Genomic DNA, 22,492 nt, shown 5'->3' on the forward strand with positions numbered 1-22,492 from the left:
GTCTTTGATGATTGTTCTGTGAGGTGCCCCCGGCAGGATTCGAACCTGCGCCCCCGCCTCCGGAGGGCGGTGCTCTATCCCCTGAGCTACGGGGGCTCAGCGACCCGAGAAGAGTAGCAAACCCCCTCCCGGATCACCGAATCGGTACCCCCGCGAGTCGATCTTCGTCGGGTCAGGCCGCGGCGACGGCGCGACCGCAGCTCGGCAGCGGGTGCAGCACGACCCGGCGGGGCAGCCGGCGGGGCCACTCGTTGCGTGGCCACGAGCCGTCCACGATCAGGTGCACGGTGCGCTCCTCGGCGCCGCTGAGCCGCAGCACGAAGTCCCGGGGCAGCGGCGGGTCCACCGATGGTGTGGTGACCATGAACCGCACCCGTCCCCGCGAGGAGACCGCCGAGACCACGTCGGCGGCGGGCATGGTGCCGCGCAGGCGTACCCGGCCGATCCAGTAGACCTCCGCGGCGTGCTCCTGCGCCGCCCGCGTGATCGCCGGGTACTCGCTGCGTACCCAGCGCTCGACCGCGCCGACGCACAGGCCGCAGGCCCGCTCGCGCGGCTCGCGCGGCCCCAGACCCCAGGCCCGGAGGTACGCCCCGACGGTGCCGGCGTCCATCGCCAGCCCGAACCGGCGCTCGATGAGGGCGGTCAGGCTCTGCCGTGTCCAGAGCTCCTCGTCGAGGCCGAACTCGTCGGGGTGGACCCCCCGGAGCACGTCGATGAGTTCGAGTTCCTGTTCGCGGCTGAGCGTTCCCGGCTCGCCCTGCCGCAGTCCGCGACGGACGGCTGCCACCGCTCCGTCACCGCCGATGGTGTGGCGTCGGCACCAGCTGGTCACCGACCGCCCTGCGTCTCTGAGTGCAACCCCCACGTCTTGGGCAACGAGCCCGAATCGCAACTGGTCACGATATGTGGGTAGAAAAGTCTCTAACCCCCACAATGACCCGTTAGCCCCAAACCGTTACAAACGCTCAAACCGGGACATCTACCCCACATCGCGCGGCACTTGGCGTGGCCACCCCGCCCACGCCGTCCCTCCTTCGACCGGCCCATCCGCTCCGACCCGTTCTTGATCGACTCCACTTCGCCGAAGTGGTTGCATTCCACCCGTCCCGACCCCGCCTGGTGTCGATCAAGTACCGACGGGGGCGGGGACGGTGAGGCCCGGTGCCCCTGGGAGGGGACCGGGCCTCGGGGATGGTGCGGGGCGGCGAGTGTTATGCGGTGCCGCCCAGGCGCTTCAGCGCCGCGCTCAGGTTGGTCAGGTCGTTCTGCTGGGTGTTCTTCATCGTCTGGGCGACCGCCAGCACGTCGTCGTCGCTGCCCTCGTCGAGGATGCCGTCGATCATGTGCACCCCGCCGATGTGGTGGCGGATCATCATCTGGAGGAAGAGCACGTCGAACTCCCGACCGCTCGCCGCGCGCAGCTTCGCCATCTCCTCCGGCGTCGCCATGCCCGGCATCAGGCCGTCCTTGACCAAGCCGGCGCCGTCCGGCATCCACGCCATCGGGGCCTGCTCGCCGGTCGGGTCCAGCTTCCAGGAGCGCAGCCAGGTCTGCATGGTGCCGATCTCACCCTGCTGGCCGGTGGCGATGTCCACGCCGACCTGGCGTACCTCGGGATCCTGACCCTGGTCGAACGCCAGCAGGCCCATTGCGACGGCCTGGTTGTGGTGGGCGGTCATGTCCCGGGCGAACCCCGCCTCCGCCGAGTTCTCACCCGGGCGGGTGAGCGTCGGGGTGAGCAGGCCACCCGCGTACCCGAGAACCAGCCCGACCACGAGGGCGGCGGCCACCGCCAGCAGGCCGTAGCGGGGCACCGCATCCCGGCCGCCCTGGTCGGCCGGCGGAGCCTCGTCCAGGTCGCTGTCGGTGGTCACCGGAGCGGTCATCGCGGCGTCCTCACTGGGTGGGCTGCTGGGGCATGGTGTTCTGCAGGTTGTCGCGCGGGGTGGTGCCGGTGGCGGTGACGCCCTGGTCGCAGAGGGCGTTGGGGCCCTCGATGGAGGCGTTCACCCGCAGGGTCTTGATGAAGTCGTCGATCCGGCCGTCGTCGGCGTTGTCGACCTTGAGCTGGTAGCCCCAGGCCTGGAGCGAGATCGGCTTGTCCAGCCCCTCGAAGGGGCTGAGCATCATCTTCTCCTTGCCCTGCACCTTGCTGCGGAGCTTCTCCACCTGGTCGGCGGGCAGGTCCGGACGGTAGGTGATCCAGACCGTGCCGTGCTCCAGGCTGTGCACCGCGTGCTCGTTGGCGATCGGTGCGTCGTAGACGTCACCCATGCAGTTCTGCCATGCCTGGTTGTGCGGGCCGCCGACCGGCGGGGTGATGTCGTACTTGATCACGCCGGCCTGGTGGTTGCCGCCCTTGACCAGGTCCTTGTCCTTGGCGCGGTAGTCGACGATGCCGTCGATCGCCTCGGCGCGCTTCTGCCACGGCTGGCCGCCCTGGTAGACCGCCCACGCGCCGACGCCGATGATGCCCACGGCCAGGACGCCGACCGCGACGAAGAGGGCGATCGGGCCCCAGGAACGGCCCTGGCTCACCTTGACCGGGGCGACCGGCTTGCGGCCCTTGCCCCCGGCGCCCGGCCGTGGCGTGCCCTTGCCGCCCCCGGCCTTGCCCGAGCCGGCCTTCGCGGCGGGCTTGTCGGCAGCCGCGGGCCGGCCGGCGGCCGGCTTCTTGCCGGTGCTGACCACGGTCGGGCGGCGCTCCGGGCCGCCCGGGGTGCTGATGCTCATCGTGCCTCGTCAGGTCGGTCGGTCAGGGGGGAGCGCGGGGCCGGTTCACATGCTGGGTCGCCTCCGCGGTGCCCGAGTCTACCCCCGATAACATGGTTCGGTGACTCCCGCAGAACTCGCCGAGGTCGTCCTCGCCGCAGCCCACGCCGTCTTCGACGAGCGGGGACTGGACCGTGCCGCGCTGCCCGCGCAGACCACCGTCGAGCGACCCCGTAACCCCGATCACGGTGACTACGCCTCGACGCTGGCGCTCCAGCTCAGCAAGAAGGTGGGCGTACCGCCGCGGGAGCTGGCGACAGCGCTGGCCGACGAGCTGGCCAAGGCGCCGGGGATCAAGTCGGTGGAGATCGCCGGGCCCGGCTTCCTGAACGTCCGACTGGACGCGGCCGCCGCCGGTCAGCTCGCCAAGGTCATCGTCGAGGCCGGTCCGGCGTACGGGCGCAGCGACACGCTCGCCGGCCAGCGGATCAACCTGGAGTTCGTCTCGGCGAACCCGACCGGCCCGGTGCACATCGGCGGGGTCCGCTGGGCGGCCGTCGGCGACGCGCTCAGCCGCCTGCTCCGCGCCACCGGCGCCGACGTGGGTACGGAGTACTACTTCAACGACGCCGGCTCCCAGATCGACCGGTTCGCCCGCTCGCTGCTGGCCGCCGCCACGGGCGAGCCCGCGCCGGAGGACGGCTACGGCGGCGCGTACATCGCGGAGATCGCCGCCGCTGTGGTCCGGTTGCGGCCGGACGTGCTGGACCTTCCCGAGGACGCCGCCCAGGAGGTGTTCCGCAACGAGGGCGTCCAGCTGATGTTCGCCGAGATCAAGTCTTCGCTGCGCGACTTCGGGGTCGAGTTCGACACCTACTTCAACGAGAAGGACCTGCACGACGGCGGCGCGCTGGACGCGGCGCTGGACCGGCTGCGGGAGCAGGGGCACGTCGTCGAGTCCGAGGGCGCGACCTGGTTGCGCACCACCGAGTTCGGCGACGACAAGGACCGGGTGCTGCGCAAGTCCAACGGGGAGTGGACCTACTTCGCCGCCGACTGCGCCTACTACCTGAACAAGCGGGAGCGCGGCTTCGACCGGGTCGTGATCATGCTGGGCGCCGACCACCACGGCTACATCGGCCGGATGAAGGCGATGTCCGCGTGCTTCGGCGACGACCCGGCGCGCAACCTGGAGATCCTCATCGGCCAGCTGGTCAACCTGGTCCGCGACGGCGCCCCGGTGCGGATGAGCAAGCGGGCCGGCACCGTGGTCACGCTGGAGGACCTGGTCGACGCGATCGGCGTGGACGCCGCCCGGTACGCGCTGGCCCGCTACTCGGCCGACTCGCCCATCGACATCGACGTGGAGCTGTGGACCCGGGCCAAGAACGACAACCCGGTCTACTACGTGCAGTACGTCGCGGCCCGTACCGCAGGTGTGGCCCGCAACGCGGCCGAGATCGGGCTGACCCGTGGTGACGCCGCCGCGTTCCAGCCGGAGCTGCTCGGGCACGACAAGGAGAACGAGCTGCTCAAGGCACTCGCGGAGTTCCCGGCCGTGGTGGCCACCGCCGCCGAGCTGCGCGAACCGCACCGGGTGGCCCGCTACCTGGAGGAGAGCGTGGCGCAGGCGTACCACCGGTTCTACGACAACTGCCGGATCGCCCCGCAGGGCGACGAGAAGATCACCGACACCCACCGGGCGCGGCTCTGGCTCAACGACGCCACCCGGGTGGTCATCGCCAACGGCCTGCACCTGCTCGGGGTGTCCGCGCCGGAGCGGATGTAGCGTGCGAGCGCGAGGAGTGAGCTTGCGAGCCCAGCAGTCGCGAAGCGGAGACGAGTAGACATGCGGGCTCACGAGGCAGGTGCACTGCACGGTGAGATCGGCGGGCGGGGGCCGGCCTGGCTGCGTACCCCGGTCGACGTCAACGCCCTGGTGCCGCAACTGTGGCCGCGCAACGTGGCGCGCGGCCCCGGCGGCGCGCTCACCGTCGCGGGCCTGGACGTCCGCGACCTGGCCGCGGAGTACGGCACACCGGCGTACGTGCTGGACGAGGGCGATCTGCGCGAGCGCTGCCGCGAGTTCCGCGCGGCCTTTCCGGACGCGGACGTCTACTACGCCGGCAAGGCGTTCCTGTGCCGCGCCGTGGTCCGGATGATCGCCGAGGAGGGCTTGTTCCTCGACGTCTGCACCGGCGGCGAGCTGGCCACCGCGCTGTCGGCCGGGATGGAGCCGGCGCGGATCGGCTTCCACGGCAACAACAAGTCGGTGGCGGAGCTGACCCGCGCGCTCGACGCCGGTGTGGGCCGGATCATCGTCGACTCGTTCACCGAGATCGACCGGCTCTCCGCGCTGGCCCGCGAGCGCGGGGTACGCCCGAAGGTGCTGGTCCGGGTCACCGTCGGCGTGGAGGCGCACACCCACGAGTTCATCGCGACCGCGCACGAGGACCAGAAGTTCGGGTTCTCGCTGGCGGGCGGGGCCGCCGCGGCGGCCGCGTTCAAGATCCTCGACGAGGACGTGCTGGAGCTGCGCGGGCTGCACTCCCACATCGGGTCGCAGATCTTCGACGCCGGCGGCTTCGAGGTGTCCGCCCGCCGGGTGCTCGCCCTCCAGTCGCAGATCCGTGACGCCCGCGGTGTGCAGCTGCCCGAGCTGGACCTGGGCGGCGGCTTCGGCATCGCGTACACCACGCAGGACGACCCGGCGTCGCCGCACGACCTGGCGAAGCGGCTGCGCAAGATCGTGGACGGGGAGTGCGCGGCGGAGAACCTCGCGGTGCCGCACCTGTCGATCGAGCCGGGCCGGGCGATCGTCGGCCCGGCCGTGTTCACGCTCTACGAGGTCGGGACCGTCAAGTCCGTGCCCCTGGGCACTGGCGGTGACGCAGCCGACGGTCGTGCTTATGTCAGCGTGGACGGGGGGATGAGCGACAACATCCGTACCGCGCTCTACGACGCCTCGTACTCGGCCACGCTGGCGAACCGCACCTCGGCCGCACGGCCGATGCTCGCCCGCGTGGTGGGAAAGCACTGTGAGTCCGGGGACATCGTGGTGAAGGATGAATTCCTGCCCGCCGACGTGCAGCCCGGAGATCTTGTCGCGGTGCCCGGCACCGGGGCCTACTGCCGGAGCATGGCGAGCAACTACAACCATGTCCCGCGGCCCCCGGTCGTCGCCGTCCGCGAAGGTCGGGCGCGGCTGATCGTCCGCCGGGAGACCGAAGACGACCTGCTGGCATTGGATGTGGGATGACCTCACCGGTTCGCTTGGCGTTGCTCGGCTGCGGCACTGTCGGCAGCGACGTGGTCCGGCTGCTGCACGAGCAGTCGGAAGACCTCGCCGCCCGGATCGGCGCCCCGCTGGAGATCGCCGGGATCGCCGTACGCCGGATCGGCCGTGACCGCGGTGACCTGCCGGTCGACCCGGCGCTGTTCACCACCGACGCGCTCGGGCTGATCAAGCGCGACGACGTGGACGTGGTGGTCGAGGTGGTCGGCGGCATCGAGCCGGCCCGGGGCTGGCTGGTCGAGGCGCTGCGCGCGGGCAAGAGCGTGGTCACCGCCAACAAGGCGCTGCTCGCCGAGGACGGTGCGACACTGCACGACGCCGCCGCCGAGGGTGGCGCCGACCTCTACTACGAGGCCAGCGTCGCCGGGGCGATCCCGCTGCTGCGCCCGCTGCGCGATTCGCTGCACGGGGACCGGATCACCCGGGTCACCGGCATCGTGAACGGCACCACGAACTTCATCCTCTCCGCGATGGACGCCACCGGCGCCGGGTTCACCGAGGCGCTGGAGGAGGCCACCGAGCTGGGGTACGCCGAGGCCGACCCGACGGCCGACGTGGAGGGCTTCGACGCCGCCGCCAAGGCCGCCATCCTCGCCTCGCTGGCGTTCCACACCCGGGTGACCGCCGCCGACGTGCACCGCGAGGGCATCACCGAGGTGACCGCCGCCGACGTGGCCAGCGCCAAGGCCATGGGCTGCACGATCAAGCTGCTCTGCATCGCGGCCCGGGGCGCGGACGCGGCGGGCCGGGAGACAGTCAACGTCCGGGTGCACCCGGCGATGATCCCGTTGACGCACCCGCTCGCGAGCGTCGGCGACGCGTTCAACGCGGTCTTCGTCGAGGCCGACGCCGCCGGGCAGCTCATGTTCTACGGCCGGGGCGCCGGTGGTGCGCCCACCGCCAGCGCGGTGCTCGGCGACGTGGTGGCGGTGGCCCGCAACCGCCTCGCCGGGGTGCACGCGGCGAGCGAGTCGGCGTACGCGGACCTGCCGGTACGGCCGATGGGCGAGGCGCTCACCCGCTACCACATCAGCCTCGACGTGGCCGACCGGCCGGGCGTGCTGGCCGGGGTGGCGGGCGTCTTCGCCCGGCACGAGGTCTCCATCGCCACCGTGCGGCAGGGACCGGCCGGCGGGGACGCCGAACTGGTCATCGTCACCCACGTCGCGCCCGACGCGGCGCTCGCGGCGACAGTCGGTGAGCTGCGCGGGCTCGACATCGTCCGCTCGGTGACGAGCGTGCTGCGGGTGGAGGGTGGCGCGTAACCGACGCGTCCCGCCTGATGGTTAGAGCAGGGTGTGCCGGTGGCCGGCCGGGCCGGCTGGTCCACGCTGGTGGCAGGCCCCGGATCGGGGCGACGAGGCGAGGAGCACGAGATGTGGCGCGGACTGATCGAGGCGTACCGGGATCGGCTGCCGGTCACCGGGGCGACTCCCGTCGTCACGCTGCACGAGGGCGACACGCCGCTGCTGCCGGCGCCGGTGCTCTCCGCCCGGGTCGGCGCGGACGTGTGGCTGAAGGTCGAGGGCGCCAATCCGACCGGCTCGTTCAAGGACCGCGGCATGACGGTCGCGGTCTCGAAGGCCGTCGAGGCGGGTGACAAGGCGATCATCTGCGCCTCCACCGGCAACACCAGCGCCTCCGCCGCCGCGTACGCGGCCCGGGCCGGGATCACCTGCGCAGTGCTGGTGCCGCAGGGCAAGATCGCGTTGGGCAAGCTGGCCCAGGCGCTCGTGCACGGCGCGAAGCTGCTCCAGGTGCAGGGCAACTTCGACGACTGTCTCGGGCTCGCCGGCAAGCTCGCCCAGGACTACCCGGTCGCGCTTGTCAACTCCGTCAACATCGACCGGCTGCACGGCCAGAAGACCGCCGCGTTCGAGATCGTCGAGGCGCTCGGCGACGCGCCCGACATCCACTGCCTGCCGGTCGGCAACGCCGGCAACATCACCGCGTACTGGATGGGCTACTCCGAGGACCGGCGTGACGGCAACGCCACGAAGGCACCCCGGATGTACGGCTTCCAGGCGGCCGGCGCAGCTCCGATCGTCACCGGTCAGGTGGTGCCGGAGCCGTCGACGATCGCCACCGCCATCCGGATCGGCAACCCGGCGAGCTGGACGAAGGCCATCGATGCGCGGGACGCCTCCGACGGGCTGATCTCGGCGGTCAGCGACCGGGAGATCCTGTCGGCGTACCGGCTGCTGGCCCGCGAGGTGGGCGTCTTCGTCGAGCTGGGCAGCGCGGCGAGCGTCGCCGGTCTGCTCCAGCAGGCAGCGGCGGGCCGGGTGCCGGCCGGATCGCGGGTGGTGTGCACGGTTACCGGGCACGGCCTGAAGGACCCGGAGTGGGCCATCTCCACCGCCCCGGCGCCGGTGACCATCGCCAACGACGCGCTGGCCGCCGCCCGCTCTCTCGACCTCGTCTGAACCTCTGACCGACTCTAGTTCGGGGAGGTGGCGGGGTGCGGGTGGGAGTGATGCAGCAACTTCGGCGAAGCGGAGTCGATCAAGAGCGGGGTGGTGTGCTCAGGCGGGCACAGGCGACCTCGAAGCACGGCGGTGCGATCGGCTGGGGCGGATGCCGGGAGTGTCGGGGCGTGCGGCAGACTCAAGACGCCCCCGCAGACACCTCTCCAGGAGTGAATAACGCCGATGTCGCTGCTCGCCAGATTCAGTCTCGCCAACCGAGGTCTGATCGCCCTCGTCGCGTTGGTGACCACGGCGTTCGGCCTGTTCGCCGTGCCGTCGCTGAAGCAGCAGCTCCTGCCGTCGCTGGAGTTCCCCGCCGCGTTCATCGTGGCGACGTACCCGGGCGCCGCGCCGGAGATCGTGGAATCCCAGGTCGCCGAGCCGATCGAGAACAGCCTCAAAGGCATCCCGGGCCTGGACGAGGTCACCTCGACCTCGCGCGAGGGCTCGGCGACGGTCCAGGTGCAGTACGAGTTCGGCACCGACCTGGACGACGTGGTCAACAAGATGGAGACCGCGCTCAACCGGATCGACTCCCAGCTGCCCGAGGGCGTCGACCCGCAGGTGATCGCCGGTAGCACCGACGACCTGCCCGCGGTGGTGGTCGCCGCGACCGGTGACGGCGACGAGCGGGCGCTGGCGGAGAAGCTGCGCAGCGCCGTCGTGCCGGAGCTGGAGGCGCTGGACGGGGTCCGCTCGGTGGACGTCACCGGCGCCCGGAACCAGGTCGTGACGATCACGCCGGACCCGGTGAAGCTGGCCGCCGCCAAGGTGGCGCCGACCGCCATCGCGTCGGCGCTCAAGAGCAACGGCGTGGCGGTGCCGGCGGGCGCGCTCGCCGACGGCGACCGGTCGCTGCCGGTGCAGGTGGGCACGCCGATCCGTACGATCGACGACCTGCGCGGGATCGTGCTGACCACGGCACCCGCCGCCCCGGTACGCCTCGGCGACGTCGCCGCCGTGGAGCAGCAGCTCGCCCCGGCCACCTCGTTCACCCGGACCAACGGCAAGCCGAGCCTCGGCATCGCGGTGACCGCCGCTCCGGACGGCAACGCGGTGGACATCTCGCACGAGATCCGGGACCGGCTGGACGAGCTGTCGGCGGCCTCCGGGGCCGAGCTGACAGTGGTCTTCGACCAGGCCCCGTTCGTCGAGAAGTCCATCGAGAGCCTGACCACCGAGGGCCTGCTGGGCCTGGTCATGGCCGTCGTGGTGATCCTGGTGTTCCTGCTGTCGGTGCGCTCGACGGTGGTCACCGCGGTGTCCATCCCGCTGTCGGTGCTGGTCGCGCTGATCGTGCTCTGGTCCGGCGACTACTCGCTGAACCTGCTCACCCTCGGCGCGCTGACCATCGCCGTCGGGCGGGTGGTGGACGACTCCATCGTGGTGCTGGAGAACATCAAACGTCATCTGGAGTACGGCGAACCGAAACGGGACGCGATCCTCACCGCGGTCCGTGAGGTGGCCGGCGCGGTGACCGCGTCCACGCTCACCACGGTCGCCGTGTTCGCGCCGATCGCTCTGGTGGGCGGCTTCGTCGGGCAGCTGTTCGCCCCGTTCGCGATCACCGTGACGGTGGCGCTGCTCGCCTCGCTGCTGGTGTCGCTGACCGTCATCCCGGTGCTGGCGTACTGGTTCCTGCGGCCGCGCGGCGGTGCCGACGACGCCGCCGCCCGGCGGGCCGCCGAGGAGAAGGAACTGCGCAACCCGTTGCAGCGGGCGTACCTACCGGTGATCGACTTCGCCACCCGCTCCCGGCAGACCCGCTGGGCGACAGTGGGTGTCGGCCTGCTCGTGCTGCTGGGCACGTTCGGCCTGGCGCAGAAGCTCGAGACCAACTTCCTGGACGACTCCGGCCAGGACACGCTCGCCATCCGGCAGGAGATGCCGCCCGGCACCTCGCTCGCCGGCACCGACCGGGCCGCCGCGCGCGTCGAGGAGGTGCTGCGGCGTACGCCGGGGGTGGAGACCTACCAGGTCAGCGCCGGCGGCGGCGACAACCCGTTCGCCGGTGGCGGCAGCGACCGGGCCACCTGGTCGCTGTCGCTCTCCGACGACACCGACGCCGCGACGGTACGGCAGGGCCTGCGGAAGGAGCTCGACGCGCTCGGCGCGGACGTCGGCGAGGTCACGTTCGGCGGCGGGCAGAACGCCTCCGCCAACCAGGTCGAGGTGGTCGTGCAGGCCGCCGACCAGGCGACGCTGACCCGGGCGGCCGAGGCGGTACGGGGTGCGATGTCCGGCACGCCGGGCGTGGAGGACGTCACCAGCAGCCTGGCCACCCAGGTGCCGCGCGTCGAGGTCACAGTGGACCGGGTGGCCGCGGCCCGCGCGGGTCTCACCGAGGCGGCCGTCGGGCAGCTCGTCGCGCAGACGTACCGGGGAGCGCCGCTCGGGCAGGTGACGCTCGACGGTACGGCGCAGAACGTGGTGCTGAGCAGCGGCGCCCGTCCGCCGCTGACCGTCGAGGAGCTGCGGGCGCTGCGGGTCGGCGCGGTGCCGCTGGACGCGATCGCGGACGTCGAGCAGGTCGACGGCCCGCAGCAGGTGACCCGGATCGACGGGGAGCGCAGCGTCTCGGTCACCGGCACGGCGACCGGCTCGAACCTCGGCGCCACCACCCAGGAGCTGCAGAAGCGGCTGGACGCGCTGGACGTGCCGGGTGCCACGTACGTGATCGGCGGCGTGAGCGCCGACCAGGCGGACGCGTTCGCGGACCTCGGTCTGGCGGTGCTGGCGGCCATCGCGATCGTCTTCCTGATCATGGTGGCGACGTTCCGCAGCCTGACCCAGGCGCTGATCCTGCTGATCTCGGTGCCGTTCGCCGCGACCGGCGCGATCGGGCTGCTGCTGGTCACCGGTACGCCGCTGGGCGTGCCGGCGTTGATCGGCGTGCTCATGCTGGTCGGCATCGTGGTGACGAACGCGATCGTGCTGCTGGACCTGATCAACCAGTACCGGGCCCAGGGCATGGACGTGACCGAGGCGGTGGTCGAGGGCGGCCGGCGCCGCCTGCGGCCGATCCTGATGACCGCCGTCGCCACCATCTTCGCGTTGCTGCCGATGGCGCTCGGCCTGACCGGTGAGGGCGGATTCATCTCCAAGCCGCTCGCGGTCGTGGTGATCGGCGGCCTGCTCAGCTCGACGCTGCTGACGCTGGTGCTGGTGCCGACGCTCTACACCATGGTCGAGCGCACCAAGGGCTCGTTCCGGAACCGGCGGCGGGGCGGCGCTCCCGAGCCGGTCGAGCCGCAGCCGGACCCGGTGCCGGTGGCGGTCGGCGGCGGCGGGGAACGGGCCGAGGAACGGGCCGAGGTCGCGCCGCCGCCCGCTCGTCCGTCCGGCGCGCTCGTCGACGGCACCGACCAGTTCGAGGTGCTGCGCCTGCCCAAGAGCCGCCAGTCGCCGCTCCCGCCCACCGAATGACGAACCGGGAGGGGCCCCGCGCGGGCCCCTCCCGCCGCCTCGCGCGGCACAGAGCGAGCTTCGACGACGGCTTCCGCCCGCCAGCGGACCCTGTGGTGCTCCACACGGTCGGAGCCGCTGCCGTGCCCGGGGCGGCCCGGTAGGGTGCCCGCGTGTCACCCACCCTCTCGGTCCTCGTCCGCAACCGCGACTTCCGCCATCTGTTCCTCGCCGAGCTGGTGGTCTTCGGCGCGGACTGGTTCGTCATGGTGCCGCTGCTGGTGCTGCTGCCCGACCTGACCGGCAGCGGCGTCTGGGGTGCGCTTGTGCTGGCGGTGGACACCGGCACGACCGCGTTGCTGCTCCCGTACGCCGGGACCGTCGCCGACCGGTTCGACCGCCGCAAGGTGATGATGGTGGCGAACGTGGGCGCGCTGGCCGGGGTGTCGCTGCTGCTCGGCGTGCGAAGCGCCGGTACGGCCTGGCTGGCGCTGGCGGCGATCGCGCTGGTGGCGGTGGCGAAGGCGTTCTACTCGCCCGCCGCCCAGGCCGCGCTGCCGAACGTGGTCGACCCGGAGGACCTGGCCGCCGGTAACGCGGTGGCCGGCTCGGCCTGGGGCACGATGACAGTGGTCGGCGCCTCGCTCGGCGGGATCCTGAGCGCCGCCGCCGGCCCGTACGCCAGTTTCTGGGTGGCCGCCGTCGGCCTGGTCGCCGCCGCGGGCCTGGCCGCGTTGATCCGCCGGCCGCTGCAGGCGCCGCGCGACCCGGCGGCGACGGTGCCGCGCACCTGGGCGGCGATCCGCGAGGCACTGCGCTACATCGCCCACCGCCCGCGCGTGCTGGCGCTGGTCACTGTCAAGTCGGCGGTCGGGCTGGGCAACGGCGTGCTCACCGTCTTCCCGCTGCTCGCCGGGGTGTACGGAGTGGGCGCGGTCGGCGCCGGGCTGCTCTTCGCCGCCCGCGGTGCCGGCGCCCTGGTCGGCCCGATCATGATGCGCCGGGTGCTGAGCAACCGGGCCTGGCTGCTCACCGGCCTGGCGCTGTCCATGTCGATGTACGGCCTGGCCTATCTGGGCGCCTCGGTGGTGACCTGGTTCCCGCTGGTGCTGGTCCTGGTGTTCCTGGCCCACCTGGGCGGCGGCAGCAACTGGGTGCTGTCCAACTACGCGTTGCAGGGCGAGGTGCCGGACCGGCTGCGCGGCCGGGTCTTCGCCACCGACATGATGCTGGCGACGCTCGCCATCGCGGTGAGCCAGCTGGTGGTGGCGCTCGTGGTGGACCGGGTGGACGAGCGCACCGTGCTGGCCGGATGTGGCCTGGTCACCGTCGTGTACGCGATCGGCTGGCGGTTCGCCACCCGGCGGCTCTCGCTCACCGACCCGATCGACGCGCCGGCCCCGGAGCGGGCCGGCTGACGCGCCGGTCCCACGCTCCGGGCGGTCCGGCCGGGCTGTCGGGGTGACGTCCTAGCATGAGCCGGTGCCGACCACATTCACCCCCGGCCCGGTGCGGGTCCGGGTGCCCGCGACCAGCGCCAACCTGGGCCCCGGCTTCGACGCGCTCGGGCTGGCCCTGGGCCGCCACGACGACGTCGCGGCCGAGGTGACGGACGGCGGCGTACGGGTGTCGGTCACCGGCGAGGGCGCGGGGGAGCTGCCGTCGGACGAGCGGCACCTGATCGTCACCGCGATGCGGGCCGCTTTCGACGCGCTCGGCGCGCAGCCGGCCGGCCTGGCGCTGGAGTGCGTCAACCGCATCCCGCAGGCCCGCGGGCTCGGCTCGTCGTCGGCGGCCATCGTGGCCGGGGTGCTGGCGGCCCGCGCGCTGGTGGCCGACGGCGACCGGCGGATGGACGACGACGCCGCGCTGCGACTGGCGGCCGAGCTGGAGGGGCACCCGGACAATGTCGCCCCCTGCCTGCTCGGTGGCTTCACGATCGCCTGGACCGAGCCGGGCGGCGCGCGGGCGGTTTCGCTGCCGGTGGCGACGGCCGTGCGGCCGACCGTCTTCGTGCCCGCCGAGCGGGGCCTGACCTCGGTGGCCCGGGCGGCGTTGCCGGCCACCGTGCCGCACGCCGACGCGGCGTCGAACGCGGGCCGGGCGGCCCTGCTGGTGCACGCGTTGACGGCCGATCCCGCGCTGCTGCTGCCCGCCACCGTCGACCGGCTGCACCAGGACCAGCGGGCCCCGGGGATGCCGGGCACGGCGGCACTCGTCGCCGCGCTTCGTGTGGCGGATGTGGCGGCTGTGGTCAGTGGGGCGGGTCCGACCGTGCTGGCCCTGTCCGAGGTTCCGGCGGGGTTCCAGGCGGGAACAGATTGGCGGCGGTGGGAGTTGCCGATAGATGTCAGCGGTGCCCGGGTCATCCGGGGTAGAGTTTGACACGCCGAGCGGGGCCCTGTTGCCGCAGGTCGGACGAGGCGATTACGCTCTAGACCTAGCACAGCCGCGAAGCATGCGATCTTCCTGCGGTTCGGCGCACCCCGAAGCTCTCGGCGGTAGCCCGTCACCCCTGCTCAAGGCCCACGCCGCACCGCAGTTTCCACAGGTCGCCGCAGACGGCGAGACCTGCTCACCGATGGTGGTGAGTCGGGAAACCACCGGCTGCTGTGTCACAGACTCCCGCGACGCGTCCATGCGAGGCGGGTGCACCGAGGCCGCCCGGCCACCTGGTTCCACGACTCCGGGCAGCCCCGGCCTATCGAGGGAAGGAATCCATTGAGCGACACCACCGACATGACGTCGGATGTTTCCAACGTCGCTGGCGATGCCACCACCGCCGCCCCCACGCGCCGCCGGCGGAGCGGCACCGGTCTGTCGGCGATGCTGCTGCCGGAGCTCCAGAGCCTGGCCGCTTCGCTCGGCATCTCGGGCACCGCTCGCATGCGCAAGGGCGAGCTGATCAGTGCCATCACCGAGCGGCAGCAGGGCGGCGCCGCGGCCGGAACCCCTCGACCGCGAGCCGAGGTGGCGGCTGCGTCCGCTCCCGCCCGGGAGGAGGTGCACGCGGAGGTCCGTGAGGAGCGGGCCGAGGCACGCCCCGCCGAGCAGGCGCCGGCCGCCGAGGTGACCGAGGGGCGCACCCGCGGTCGCCGCAGCCGGGCCGCCGCCACGACCACCGAGGCGCGACCGGCCGAGGCGCCGGCGACCGAGGCGCGGCCGGCCGAGACGACGCGCGCCGAGGAGGCGCCCGCCGAGACCGGCGAGCGTGGCGACCGGGCCGAGCGCGGTGAGCGCAACGAGGGCCGGGGTCGTGAGCGCGGCGCTGACCGGGCCGACCGCGGCGGCGAGCGGGCCGACCGTGGTGGTGACCGGGGTGACCGCAACGAGCGCGGTGACCGCAACGACCGGGGTGACCGCAACGACCGGGGCGAGCGCAACGAGCGGGGTGACCGCAACGAGCGGGGCGAGCGCGCCGAGCGCAACGACCGGAACGAGCGCGGCGACCGGGGCGGCGACCGCAACGACCGCAACGATCGTGGTGACCGCAACGACCGTGGTCAGCGCGCCGAGCGGGACAACGACGGCGACGACGACGAGGGCGGCGGCCGGCGGGGCCGGCGCAGCCGGTTCCGGGACCGTCGTCGCGGTCGCGGCGAGCGGGGCGAGGGCGACGGCGGTGGCGGCCGCGAGCCGCAGGTCGGCGAGGACGACGTGCTCGTCCCGGTGGCCGGCATCATCGACGTGCTCGACAACTACGCCTTCGTCCGGACCACCGGCTACCTGGCCGGCCCGAACGACGTGTACGTCTCGATGTCCCAGATCAAGAAGTACGGCCTGCGCCGGGGTGACGCGATCACCGGTGCCGTGCGGGCCGCGCGGGACGGCGAGCAGCGGCGCGACAAGTACAACCCGCTGGTCCGGCTGGACACCATCAACGGGATGGAGCCGGACGAGGCGAAGCGCCGGCCGGAGTTCTACAAGCTCACGCCGCTCTACCCGCAGGAGCGCCTGCGGCTGGAGACCGAGCCGCACATCCTCACCACCCGGGTGATCGACCTGGTCATGCCGATCGGCAAGGGCCAGCGGGCGCTCATCGTGTCGCCGCCGAAGGCCGGTAAGACGATGGTGCTGCAGGCGATCGCGAACGCGATCACTCGCAACAACCCGGAGTGCCACCTGATGGTGGTGCTGGTCGACGAGCGGCCGGAAGAGGTCACCGACATGCAGCGGTCGGTGAAGGGCGAGGTCATCGCGGCCACGTTCGACCGTCCGCCGCAGGACCACACCACGGTCGCCGAGCTGGCGATCGAGCGGGCGAAGCGCCTGGTCGAGCTGGGGCACGACGTGGTCGTGCTGCTCGACTCGGTGACCCGGCTCGGGCGGTCGTACAACCTGGCGGCGCCGGCCAGCGGCCGGATCATGTCGGGTGGTATCGACTCCACCGCGCTCTACCCGCCCAAGCGCTTCCTCGGTGCGGCGCGCAACATCGAGAACGGCGGCTCGCTGACCATTCTCGCCACCGCGCTGGTGGAGACCGGGTCCATGGCGGACACGGTCATCTTCGAGGAGTTCAAGGGCACGGGTAACGCCGAGCTGAAGCTGGACCGGAAGATCGCCGACAAGCGGGTCTTCCCGGCGATCGACATCAACCCCTCCGGCACCCGCAAGGAGGAGGTCCTGCTCGCGCCGGAGGAGCTGGCGATCATCCACAAGCTCCGCAAGGTGCTGCACTCGCTGGACTCGCAGGCGGCGCTCGACCTCCTGCTGGACCGGCTCAAGCAGTCCCGCACCAACATCGAGTTCCTGATGCAGATCGCGAAGTCCACTCCGGGCGAGTGAGCTGACGGATCCGGCGAACGAGGGGCACGGCCGTATCGGCCGTGCCCCTCGTCGCGTACCGGTTCGGCGACCGTGAAGTTTTTCTACGGTTAAGCCGGTGGGTATTGAAACTTCTGTTCATCATCGGGTTGACTGTCGTCCATGCGAACCCGCAGTCGACCCGCCCAGCTCGCCGGCGTCCTGCTGCTGACGCCGTTGCTGACCCTCACCGGGCCGCCGCCGTCCGCCGCCACGGCAGCGCCGCCGGCCGCCACCGCCGCCGAGGACGCGCCACGCGCCTCGTCCCGCCCCGACTCCGCCGTCGCGCTCGCCGGTGCCGAACCGGCCGGCGGCCTGGAAACCGCCAAGACCACCCGGCCGGTCGCGCCCGGCCTCGACCTGACCTCCTTCGACAGGTACGACGCGGCCGGCTGGCTGCGCGCCGACGCCCTCACCGCCGACCTGGCCGGCGGGCTCACAGTGGACTACGTGAACTCCGGCGAGGTCACCAAGGACGAGCCGCTGCGCGCCGCGGTGGACCGGTCCCGTGCCGTCGCGGCGGTGAACGGCGACTTCTTCGACATCAACAACTCCGGCGCCGCCCAGGGCGTCGGCGTCCGCTCCGGCGAGCTGGTGCAGTCGCCGGTCGCCGGGCACCCCAACGCCGTCGGGATCAGCGCCCAGGGCATCGGCCGGATCGTCCAGGTCGGCTTCGAGGGCACCGCGGCGCTGCCCGCCGGGCCGGTGGCGCTCACCCAGTTCAACAACATGGTGCAGCGCGACGGCGTGGGCGTGTTCACGCCGCTCTGGGGGTCGTACACCCGGCAGCGGGCGGTGGAGGGGGCGGCCCGGACGGTCGAGGTGACGCTGACCGGCGGCCGGGTGGCGAGCGTCGCCACCACGGCGGGCGAGGGGCCGATCCCGGCCGGGAGCACCGTGCTGCTCGGCCGCGAGGCCGGTGCCGACGCGCTCGCCGCGCTGCGACCCGGCGACGCGGTGGACCTGACCTGGCGGCCACGGGCCTCCGACGGCGGTGACCTGCGCGCCGCGGTGGGCGGCGGCAACGTCCTGGTCCGCGACGGCGTCGTGCAGAGCATCGCCGACCAGTCGCTCGCTCCGCGTACGGCAGTCGGCTTCTCCGCCGACGGCCGCAAGATGATCATGCTGACGGTGGACGGGCGGCAGGTGGACAGCCGGGGCGTCACGCAGACCGAGATGGGCCGCATGATGGCCGAGCTGGGCGCCGCGAACGCGCTCAACCTCGACGGTGGCGGCTCCTCCACGCTGCTCGCCCGGGAGCCGGGCGCGGCCACGGTCCAGGTGGAGAACAGCCCCTCCGACGGCAGCGAGCGGCCGGTGCCCAACGGGCTCGCCGTCTACGCCCCGAAGGGCAGCGGCCGGCTCACCGGCTACTGGCTGGAGACCGCCAGCGATCCGACCGCCGCACCCGGTGTCGCGCCGGTGCGCGGCGGCCGGCCGGACCGGGTCTTCCCCGGCCTCACCCGCCGGCTCACCGCCGCCGGATACGACGAGACGTACGGCCCGGCCGCCGGCCAGCCGCGCTGGCACGCCACCCACGGCCGGGTCGACGGCGACGGCGTGTTCCGGGCCGTCGTCCCCGGCCGCAGCACGGTCACCGCCGCCCGCGGCCGGGCCCGGGGCACCATCGAGCTGACGGTGCTCGGCCCGCTGGCGCGTATCGACGGCACCGTCGACCGGGTCGGCCTGGACCGGGCCGGTGACAGCGGCCTGTTCGGCGTCGTCGGCTACGACGCCGAGGGCAACACCGCGCCGATCGAGCCGGCCGACCTGAAGCTGGAGTACGACAACGACCTGCTCGTCGTCACCCCCACCGCCGACGGCAACCTGTCCGTCAAGGCGCTCGCCGCGACCGGCTCGGCGCTGATCACCGCGCGGGTCGGCAACCGCAGCACGGTCCTGCCGGTGACGGTCGGGCTCACCGACGTTCCGGTGGCCGGATTCGACGACGCCGCGTCCTGGCGGTTCAGCCAGGCCCGCGCCTCCGGGTCGGTCGCCCCGGCCGAGGGGCGCACCGGCGGCGGGCTGCGGATGTCGTACGACTTCAGCCAGTCCACCGGCACCCGGGCCGCGTACGCCGACCCGCCCGCCTGGATCGACGTGCCCGGCCAGCCGCAGGCGTTCGGTATGTGGATCAAGGCGAACGGCGCCGGTGAGTGGCCCAGCCTGCACCTGCACGACGCGCAGGACACCCAGTTCGTGCTGCGCGGCCCGTACCTGGACTGGACCGGCTGGAAGTACGCCGAGTTCGCCGTGCCGCCGGGCGTGCAGTACCCGGTGCGGGTGCGCCGGTTCTACGTGGCCGAGACCGACCCGGCGGAGCAGTACCGCAGCGAGGTGGTGATCGACGACCTGGTGGCCCGGGTGCCGCCGGACGTGCAGGCGCCGCCGGAGCCCAACCGCACCGACCGGGTGGTGGTGCGAGACGGCACAGTGGACGGGGCGCCCTGGCGCTTCGCGGTGCTCTCCGACGCCCAGTTCGTCGCCGCTGATCCGGACAGCGACCTGGTCGCCCAGGCCCGCCGTACGCTGCGCGAGGTCCGCGCCGCCCGGCCGGACTTCCTGATCATCAACGGTGACTTCGTGGACACCGCCTACCCGGCGGACTTCGCGCTGGCCAAGCGCCTCCTGGACGAGGAGTTGGGCGGCGAGGTGCCGTACCACTACGTGCCGGGCAACCACGAGATCATGGGTGCGCCGATCGACAACTTCCGCAGCGTCTTCGGGGACACCTCGCGCGTCTTCGATCACCGGGGCACCCGGTTCCTGACGCTGAGCACCGCCACCGGCTCGCTGCGGGGAGGCGGGTTCGACCAGGTGGAGCTGCTGCGCCGGACGCTCGACGAGGCCGCCGCCGACCGCTCGGTCGGTTCGTTGGCGGTGTTCTTCCACCACCCGCCGCGCGACCCGAGCCCGGCCAGGGCCAGCCAGCTCGGCGACCGTAAGGAGGCGGCACTAATCGAGCAGTGGCTGGCGGACTTCCAGCACCGCACCGGCAAGGGCGCGCTGATGGTCAACGGCCACGTCGGCACGTTCCACGCCGACCGGGTGGACGGCGTGCCGTACGTGATCAACGGCAACTCGGGCAAGGACCCGTCCACGCCGGCCTCACTCGGCGGGTTCACCGGCTGGACCGAGTTCGGCGTGGACCCGGTGACGCCGGGGGAGGCCGAGCGGGCCCGCCGTGACCCGCTGGCCGAGGGGCCGAAGTGGGTGGCCGCGGAGATGCACGCCCACGTCGACCGGCTCGCCCTGACCGCGCCCGCGCAGGTGCGCCGGGGGGCGCCGGAGGGCGTCACGGCCACGCTGACCCAGCCCAGCGGCCGGCAGGTGCCGGTGGCGGCACCGGTCAGCGCCGACTGGTCCGGCTCGCCGAACCTGCACATCGGCGGTCTGGCGGGCGTACGACCGTGGCACGCCGCCCGGTTCGACCCGGCCACGGGCAAGCTCACCGCGTTGCGCCCCGGCGTGCAGATCCTGCTCACGGTGACCGTGAACGGCGTCAAGGCCGAGGCGACCGTGACCACCGCCGCGGCGGTCCTCGCTCCGGCGGCCTGATCCGGGGCCGGGGCTCCTCATCCTGGGGGAGGAGCCCCGGCCCACCTCAGCGGGCCCGTCACCTCAGCGGGCCGTCCGGCTCAGTCCGGTAAGTCTGACCAGCCCTCATCAGCCCCGAGCGCCCCAGCGGCCCCATCGGGTGTCCCCGGCGTCCACGCCCTCCCGGCTCCCCGCCCGAGTGGAGCGCCATGGGTGTCAAAACGGCCCGATGGCACCCACTGCGTTCCACTCGCCCGCGACCTGGGCACGCCCTTCGCCCAGTCGGGCAGAACGTACCGCTCACCTCATGATCGCGCCGAGCGTGAGCCAGCTCCAGGGCCGGGGCCGAAGGAGGGGGTGGGCGTGGGGAGTGGGTGGGGTGGGGGCGGGAATGCTGACGGGTGGGCCGGCGTTGGGGGTGGCGGACCTCCTGTGCCGGGTGGAAGACGCCCGTGGCAGACTGGTCAATCGGCCACCGGTTCCGGTTCACGCCCGAGCCCGTCGTGACGACGGGGCGCACCGACGGCGACCCGGCGACCACCGACGAAAGGACCGAGGCGACATGAAGCCCAACATCCACCCGGAGTACGTGACCACCGAGGTCCGCTGCTCCTGCGGTAACACCTTCGCGACCCGCAGCACCGCCAAGGGCGGCGCCATCAGCGTCGAGACCTGCAGCGCCTGCCACCCGTTCTACACCGGTAAGCAGCGCGTGCTGGACACCGCCGGCCGGGTCGCGAAGTTCCAGCAGAAGTACGCCAAGGTTCAGGCCAAGAAGGCCAAGTAGCTCCGTCGACGACGCCCGTGTCCGGCTTCTGCCGGACGCGGGCGTTCGTCCGTTTGTGCCGGTTCCATCTCCAAGGAGCATCCGCAGCATGAGCAGTGAGCGCCTGGCCGCCCTCCTCGACGAGTACGCCGAGCTGGAGCGGCGGCTGGCCGACCCGGCCATCCACGCCGACCAGGGCACCGCCCGGCGGGTCGGTCGTCGGTACGCCGAACTGGTCCCGCTGCACAAGGCGGCCGGTGAACTGGAGCAGGCCCGCGCCGACTTGGCCGCCGCCCGGGAGCTGGCCGCCGAGGACGCGTCCTTCGCCGCCGAGGCGGACACCATCGCCGACTCCCTGCCGGCGCTGGAGGAGCGGCTCGCGGAGCTGCTCATCCCGCGCGACCCGCACGACGCCAAGGACGTGATCGTGGAGATCAAGGCCGGCGAGGGCGGCGAGGAGTCGGCGCTGTTCGCCGGTGACCTGCTGCGGATGTACACCCGGTACGCCGAGCGGCACGGCTGGGTCACCGAGGTGATCGACGCGCAGGACTCCGATCTCGGCGGCGTCAAGGACGTCTCGCTGGCGATCAAGAGCAAGGGCGTGCCGGAGGGCGGCAACGGCGTCTGGTCCCGGCTCAAGTGGGAGGGCGGCGTGCACCGGGTGCAGCGCGTCCCGGTCACCGAGTCGCAGGGCCGGATCCACACCAGCGCCGCCGGTGTGCTGGTGCTGCCCGAGGCGGAGGACGTGGACGTCACCATCGACCCGAACGAGCTGCGCATCGACGTGTTCCGCTCGTCCGGCCCCGGTGGGCAGTCGGTCAACACCACCGACTCGGCGGTACGGATCACCCACGTGCCGACCGGCATCGTGGTCTCCTGCCAGAACGAGAAGTCGCAGTTGCAGAACCGGGAGCAGGCCATGCGTATCCTGCGCGCCCGGCTGCTGGCCGCTGCCCAGGAGCAGGCGGACGCGGCGGCGTCGGACGCCCGCAAGGCGCAGGTCCGTACCGTGGACCGGTCCGAGCGGATCCGCACCTACAACTTCCCGCAGAACCGGATCACCGACCACCGCATCGGTTACACCGCGTACAACCTCGACCTGGCGCTGGCCGGCGAGCTGGACGGGGTGCTCGACGCGCTGGCCGAGGCGGACCGCGCGGCCCGGCTGGCCGGCGAGACCGAGCTGTCCCGCCGCTGACCGCTGGGGTGTTATTGACCCGTAACCCAAATATGCCGTTATCGTTGGTTATGTATGGGTGTGATGGTGCGTGATACGCGGTCGCTTTCCCCGGCGGCGCAGGAGGATCTGCGTCGCCGGGTGGTCGCGGCGGTGAAGGCGGGGATGAGTCAGGCCGCTGCGGCGAGGGCGTTTCAGGTGGCGCCCAAGACGGTGTGGCGGTGGGTGGATGCCTTCGACCGTAAGGGAAACCGGGCTTTGGATGCCCGTCGACGGGGACGCCGCGCGAACGAGCAGAAGGCGTTGACGGCGCGACAGCAGGCCCG

At 72.6% G+C, this 22,492-nt stretch carries 15 protein-coding genes and 1 tRNA gene; 12 read left to right on the plus strand and 4 right to left on the minus strand.

Features of this window, described 5'->3' with window-relative positions:
- Positions 1-24 precede the first annotated feature (24 nt).
- The 4 genes from C569_RS0105745 to C569_RS0105760 all read right to left on the minus strand — a co-directional run bounded on the left by C569_RS0105745 (position 25) and on the right by C569_RS0105760 (position 2,736).
- A tRNA-Arg gene (locus C569_RS0105745) sits at positions 25-96 on the minus strand.
- A 76-nt stretch (positions 97-172) separates the two neighbouring features.
- On the minus strand, positions 173-868 hold the full coding sequence (locus C569_RS0105750; protein ID WP_026267749.1) for a winged helix-turn-helix domain-containing protein: 696 nt from the start codon (positions 866-868) through the stop codon (positions 173-175).
- Positions 869-1,214: 346 nt separating this feature from the next.
- Positions 1,215-1,889, minus strand: coding sequence for a DUF305 domain-containing protein (locus C569_RS0105755; RefSeq protein ID WP_018784842.1), 675 nt, complete (start codon positions 1,887-1,889; stop codon positions 1,215-1,217).
- A 10-nt stretch (positions 1,890-1,899) separates the two neighbouring features.
- Positions 1,900-2,736, minus strand: a complete 837-nt coding sequence (locus C569_RS0105760) for a DUF3105 domain-containing protein (RefSeq protein WP_018784843.1) — start codon at positions 2,734-2,736, stop codon at positions 1,900-1,902.
- A gap of 100 nt (positions 2,737-2,836) precedes the next feature.
- On the opposite strand from C569_RS0105760, the gene argS reads away from it, so the two are divergent.
- From argS to C569_RS32085, 12 genes are all read left to right on the plus strand, one after another.
- Positions 2,837-4,504, plus strand: a complete 1,668-nt coding sequence (argS, locus tag C569_RS0105765; protein ID WP_018784844.1) for an arginine--tRNA ligase — start codon at positions 2,837-2,839, stop codon at positions 4,502-4,504.
- 60 nt (positions 4,505-4,564) lie between these two features.
- Positions 4,565-5,974, plus strand: coding sequence for a diaminopimelate decarboxylase (gene lysA / locus C569_RS0105770; protein ID WP_018784845.1), 1,410 nt, complete (start codon positions 4,565-4,567; stop codon positions 5,972-5,974).
- A complete protein-coding gene (locus C569_RS0105775) occupies positions 5,971-7,275 on the plus strand; it encodes a homoserine dehydrogenase (RefSeq protein ID WP_026267750.1) in 1,305 nt (434 codons plus the stop codon). The genes lysA and C569_RS0105775 overlap by 4 nt, the downstream gene beginning before the upstream one ends.
- 111 nt (positions 7,276-7,386) lie before the next feature.
- Positions 7,387-8,436 carry a threonine synthase gene (gene thrC / locus C569_RS0105780; RefSeq protein ID WP_026267751.1) on the plus strand — a complete coding sequence of 350 codons (1,050 nt, stop codon included), beginning with the start codon at positions 7,387-7,389 and terminating at the stop codon, positions 8,434-8,436.
- Between the two features lie 225 nt (positions 8,437-8,661).
- On the plus strand, positions 8,662-11,904 hold the full coding sequence (locus C569_RS0105785) for an efflux RND transporter permease subunit (RefSeq protein WP_018784848.1): 3,243 nt from the start codon (positions 8,662-8,664) through the stop codon (positions 11,902-11,904).
- Positions 11,905-12,056: 152 nt separating this feature from the next.
- The gene (locus tag C569_RS0105790; protein WP_018784849.1) at positions 12,057-13,301 is read left to right on the plus strand and encodes an MFS transporter; all 1,245 of its coding nucleotides are present in this window, start codon (positions 12,057-12,059) and stop codon (positions 13,299-13,301) included.
- A gap of 64 nt (positions 13,302-13,365) precedes the next feature.
- Positions 13,366-14,268 carry a homoserine kinase gene (thrB, locus tag C569_RS0105795; RefSeq protein WP_018784850.1) on the plus strand — a complete coding sequence of 301 codons (903 nt, stop codon included), beginning with the start codon at positions 13,366-13,368 and terminating at the stop codon, positions 14,266-14,268.
- A gap of 336 nt (positions 14,269-14,604) precedes the next feature.
- Positions 14,605-16,668 (plus strand): transcription termination factor Rho, encoded by a 2,064-nt coding sequence (gene rho / locus C569_RS0105800; RefSeq protein WP_018784851.1) that lies wholly within the window; start codon positions 14,605-14,607, stop codon positions 16,666-16,668.
- 141 nt (positions 16,669-16,809) lie between these two features.
- Positions 16,810-20,244, plus strand: a complete 3,435-nt coding sequence (locus tag C569_RS0105805; RefSeq protein WP_018784852.1) for a phosphodiester glycosidase family protein — start codon at positions 16,810-16,812, stop codon at positions 20,242-20,244.
- Positions 20,245-20,785: 541 nt separating this feature from the next.
- A complete protein-coding gene (rpmE, locus tag C569_RS0105815) occupies positions 20,786-21,010 on the plus strand; it encodes a 50S ribosomal protein L31 (protein ID WP_018784854.1) in 225 nt (74 codons plus the stop codon).
- A gap of 88 nt (positions 21,011-21,098) precedes the next feature.
- The gene (prfA, locus tag C569_RS0105820) at positions 21,099-22,187 is read left to right on the plus strand and encodes a peptide chain release factor 1 (protein WP_018784855.1); all 1,089 of its coding nucleotides are present in this window, start codon (positions 21,099-21,101) and stop codon (positions 22,185-22,187) included.
- Between the two features lie 54 nt (positions 22,188-22,241).
- Positions 22,242-22,492, plus strand: a 251-nt coding sequence (locus tag C569_RS32085; protein ID WP_026268488.1) for a helix-turn-helix domain-containing protein, incomplete at its 3' end; no start/stop codon positions are given.

This window comes from Micromonospora sp. CNB394 (assembly GCF_000374985.1).
In the GTDB taxonomy this organism is placed as follows: Bacteria; Actinomycetota; Actinomycetes; order Mycobacteriales; family Micromonosporaceae; genus Micromonospora; species Micromonospora marina.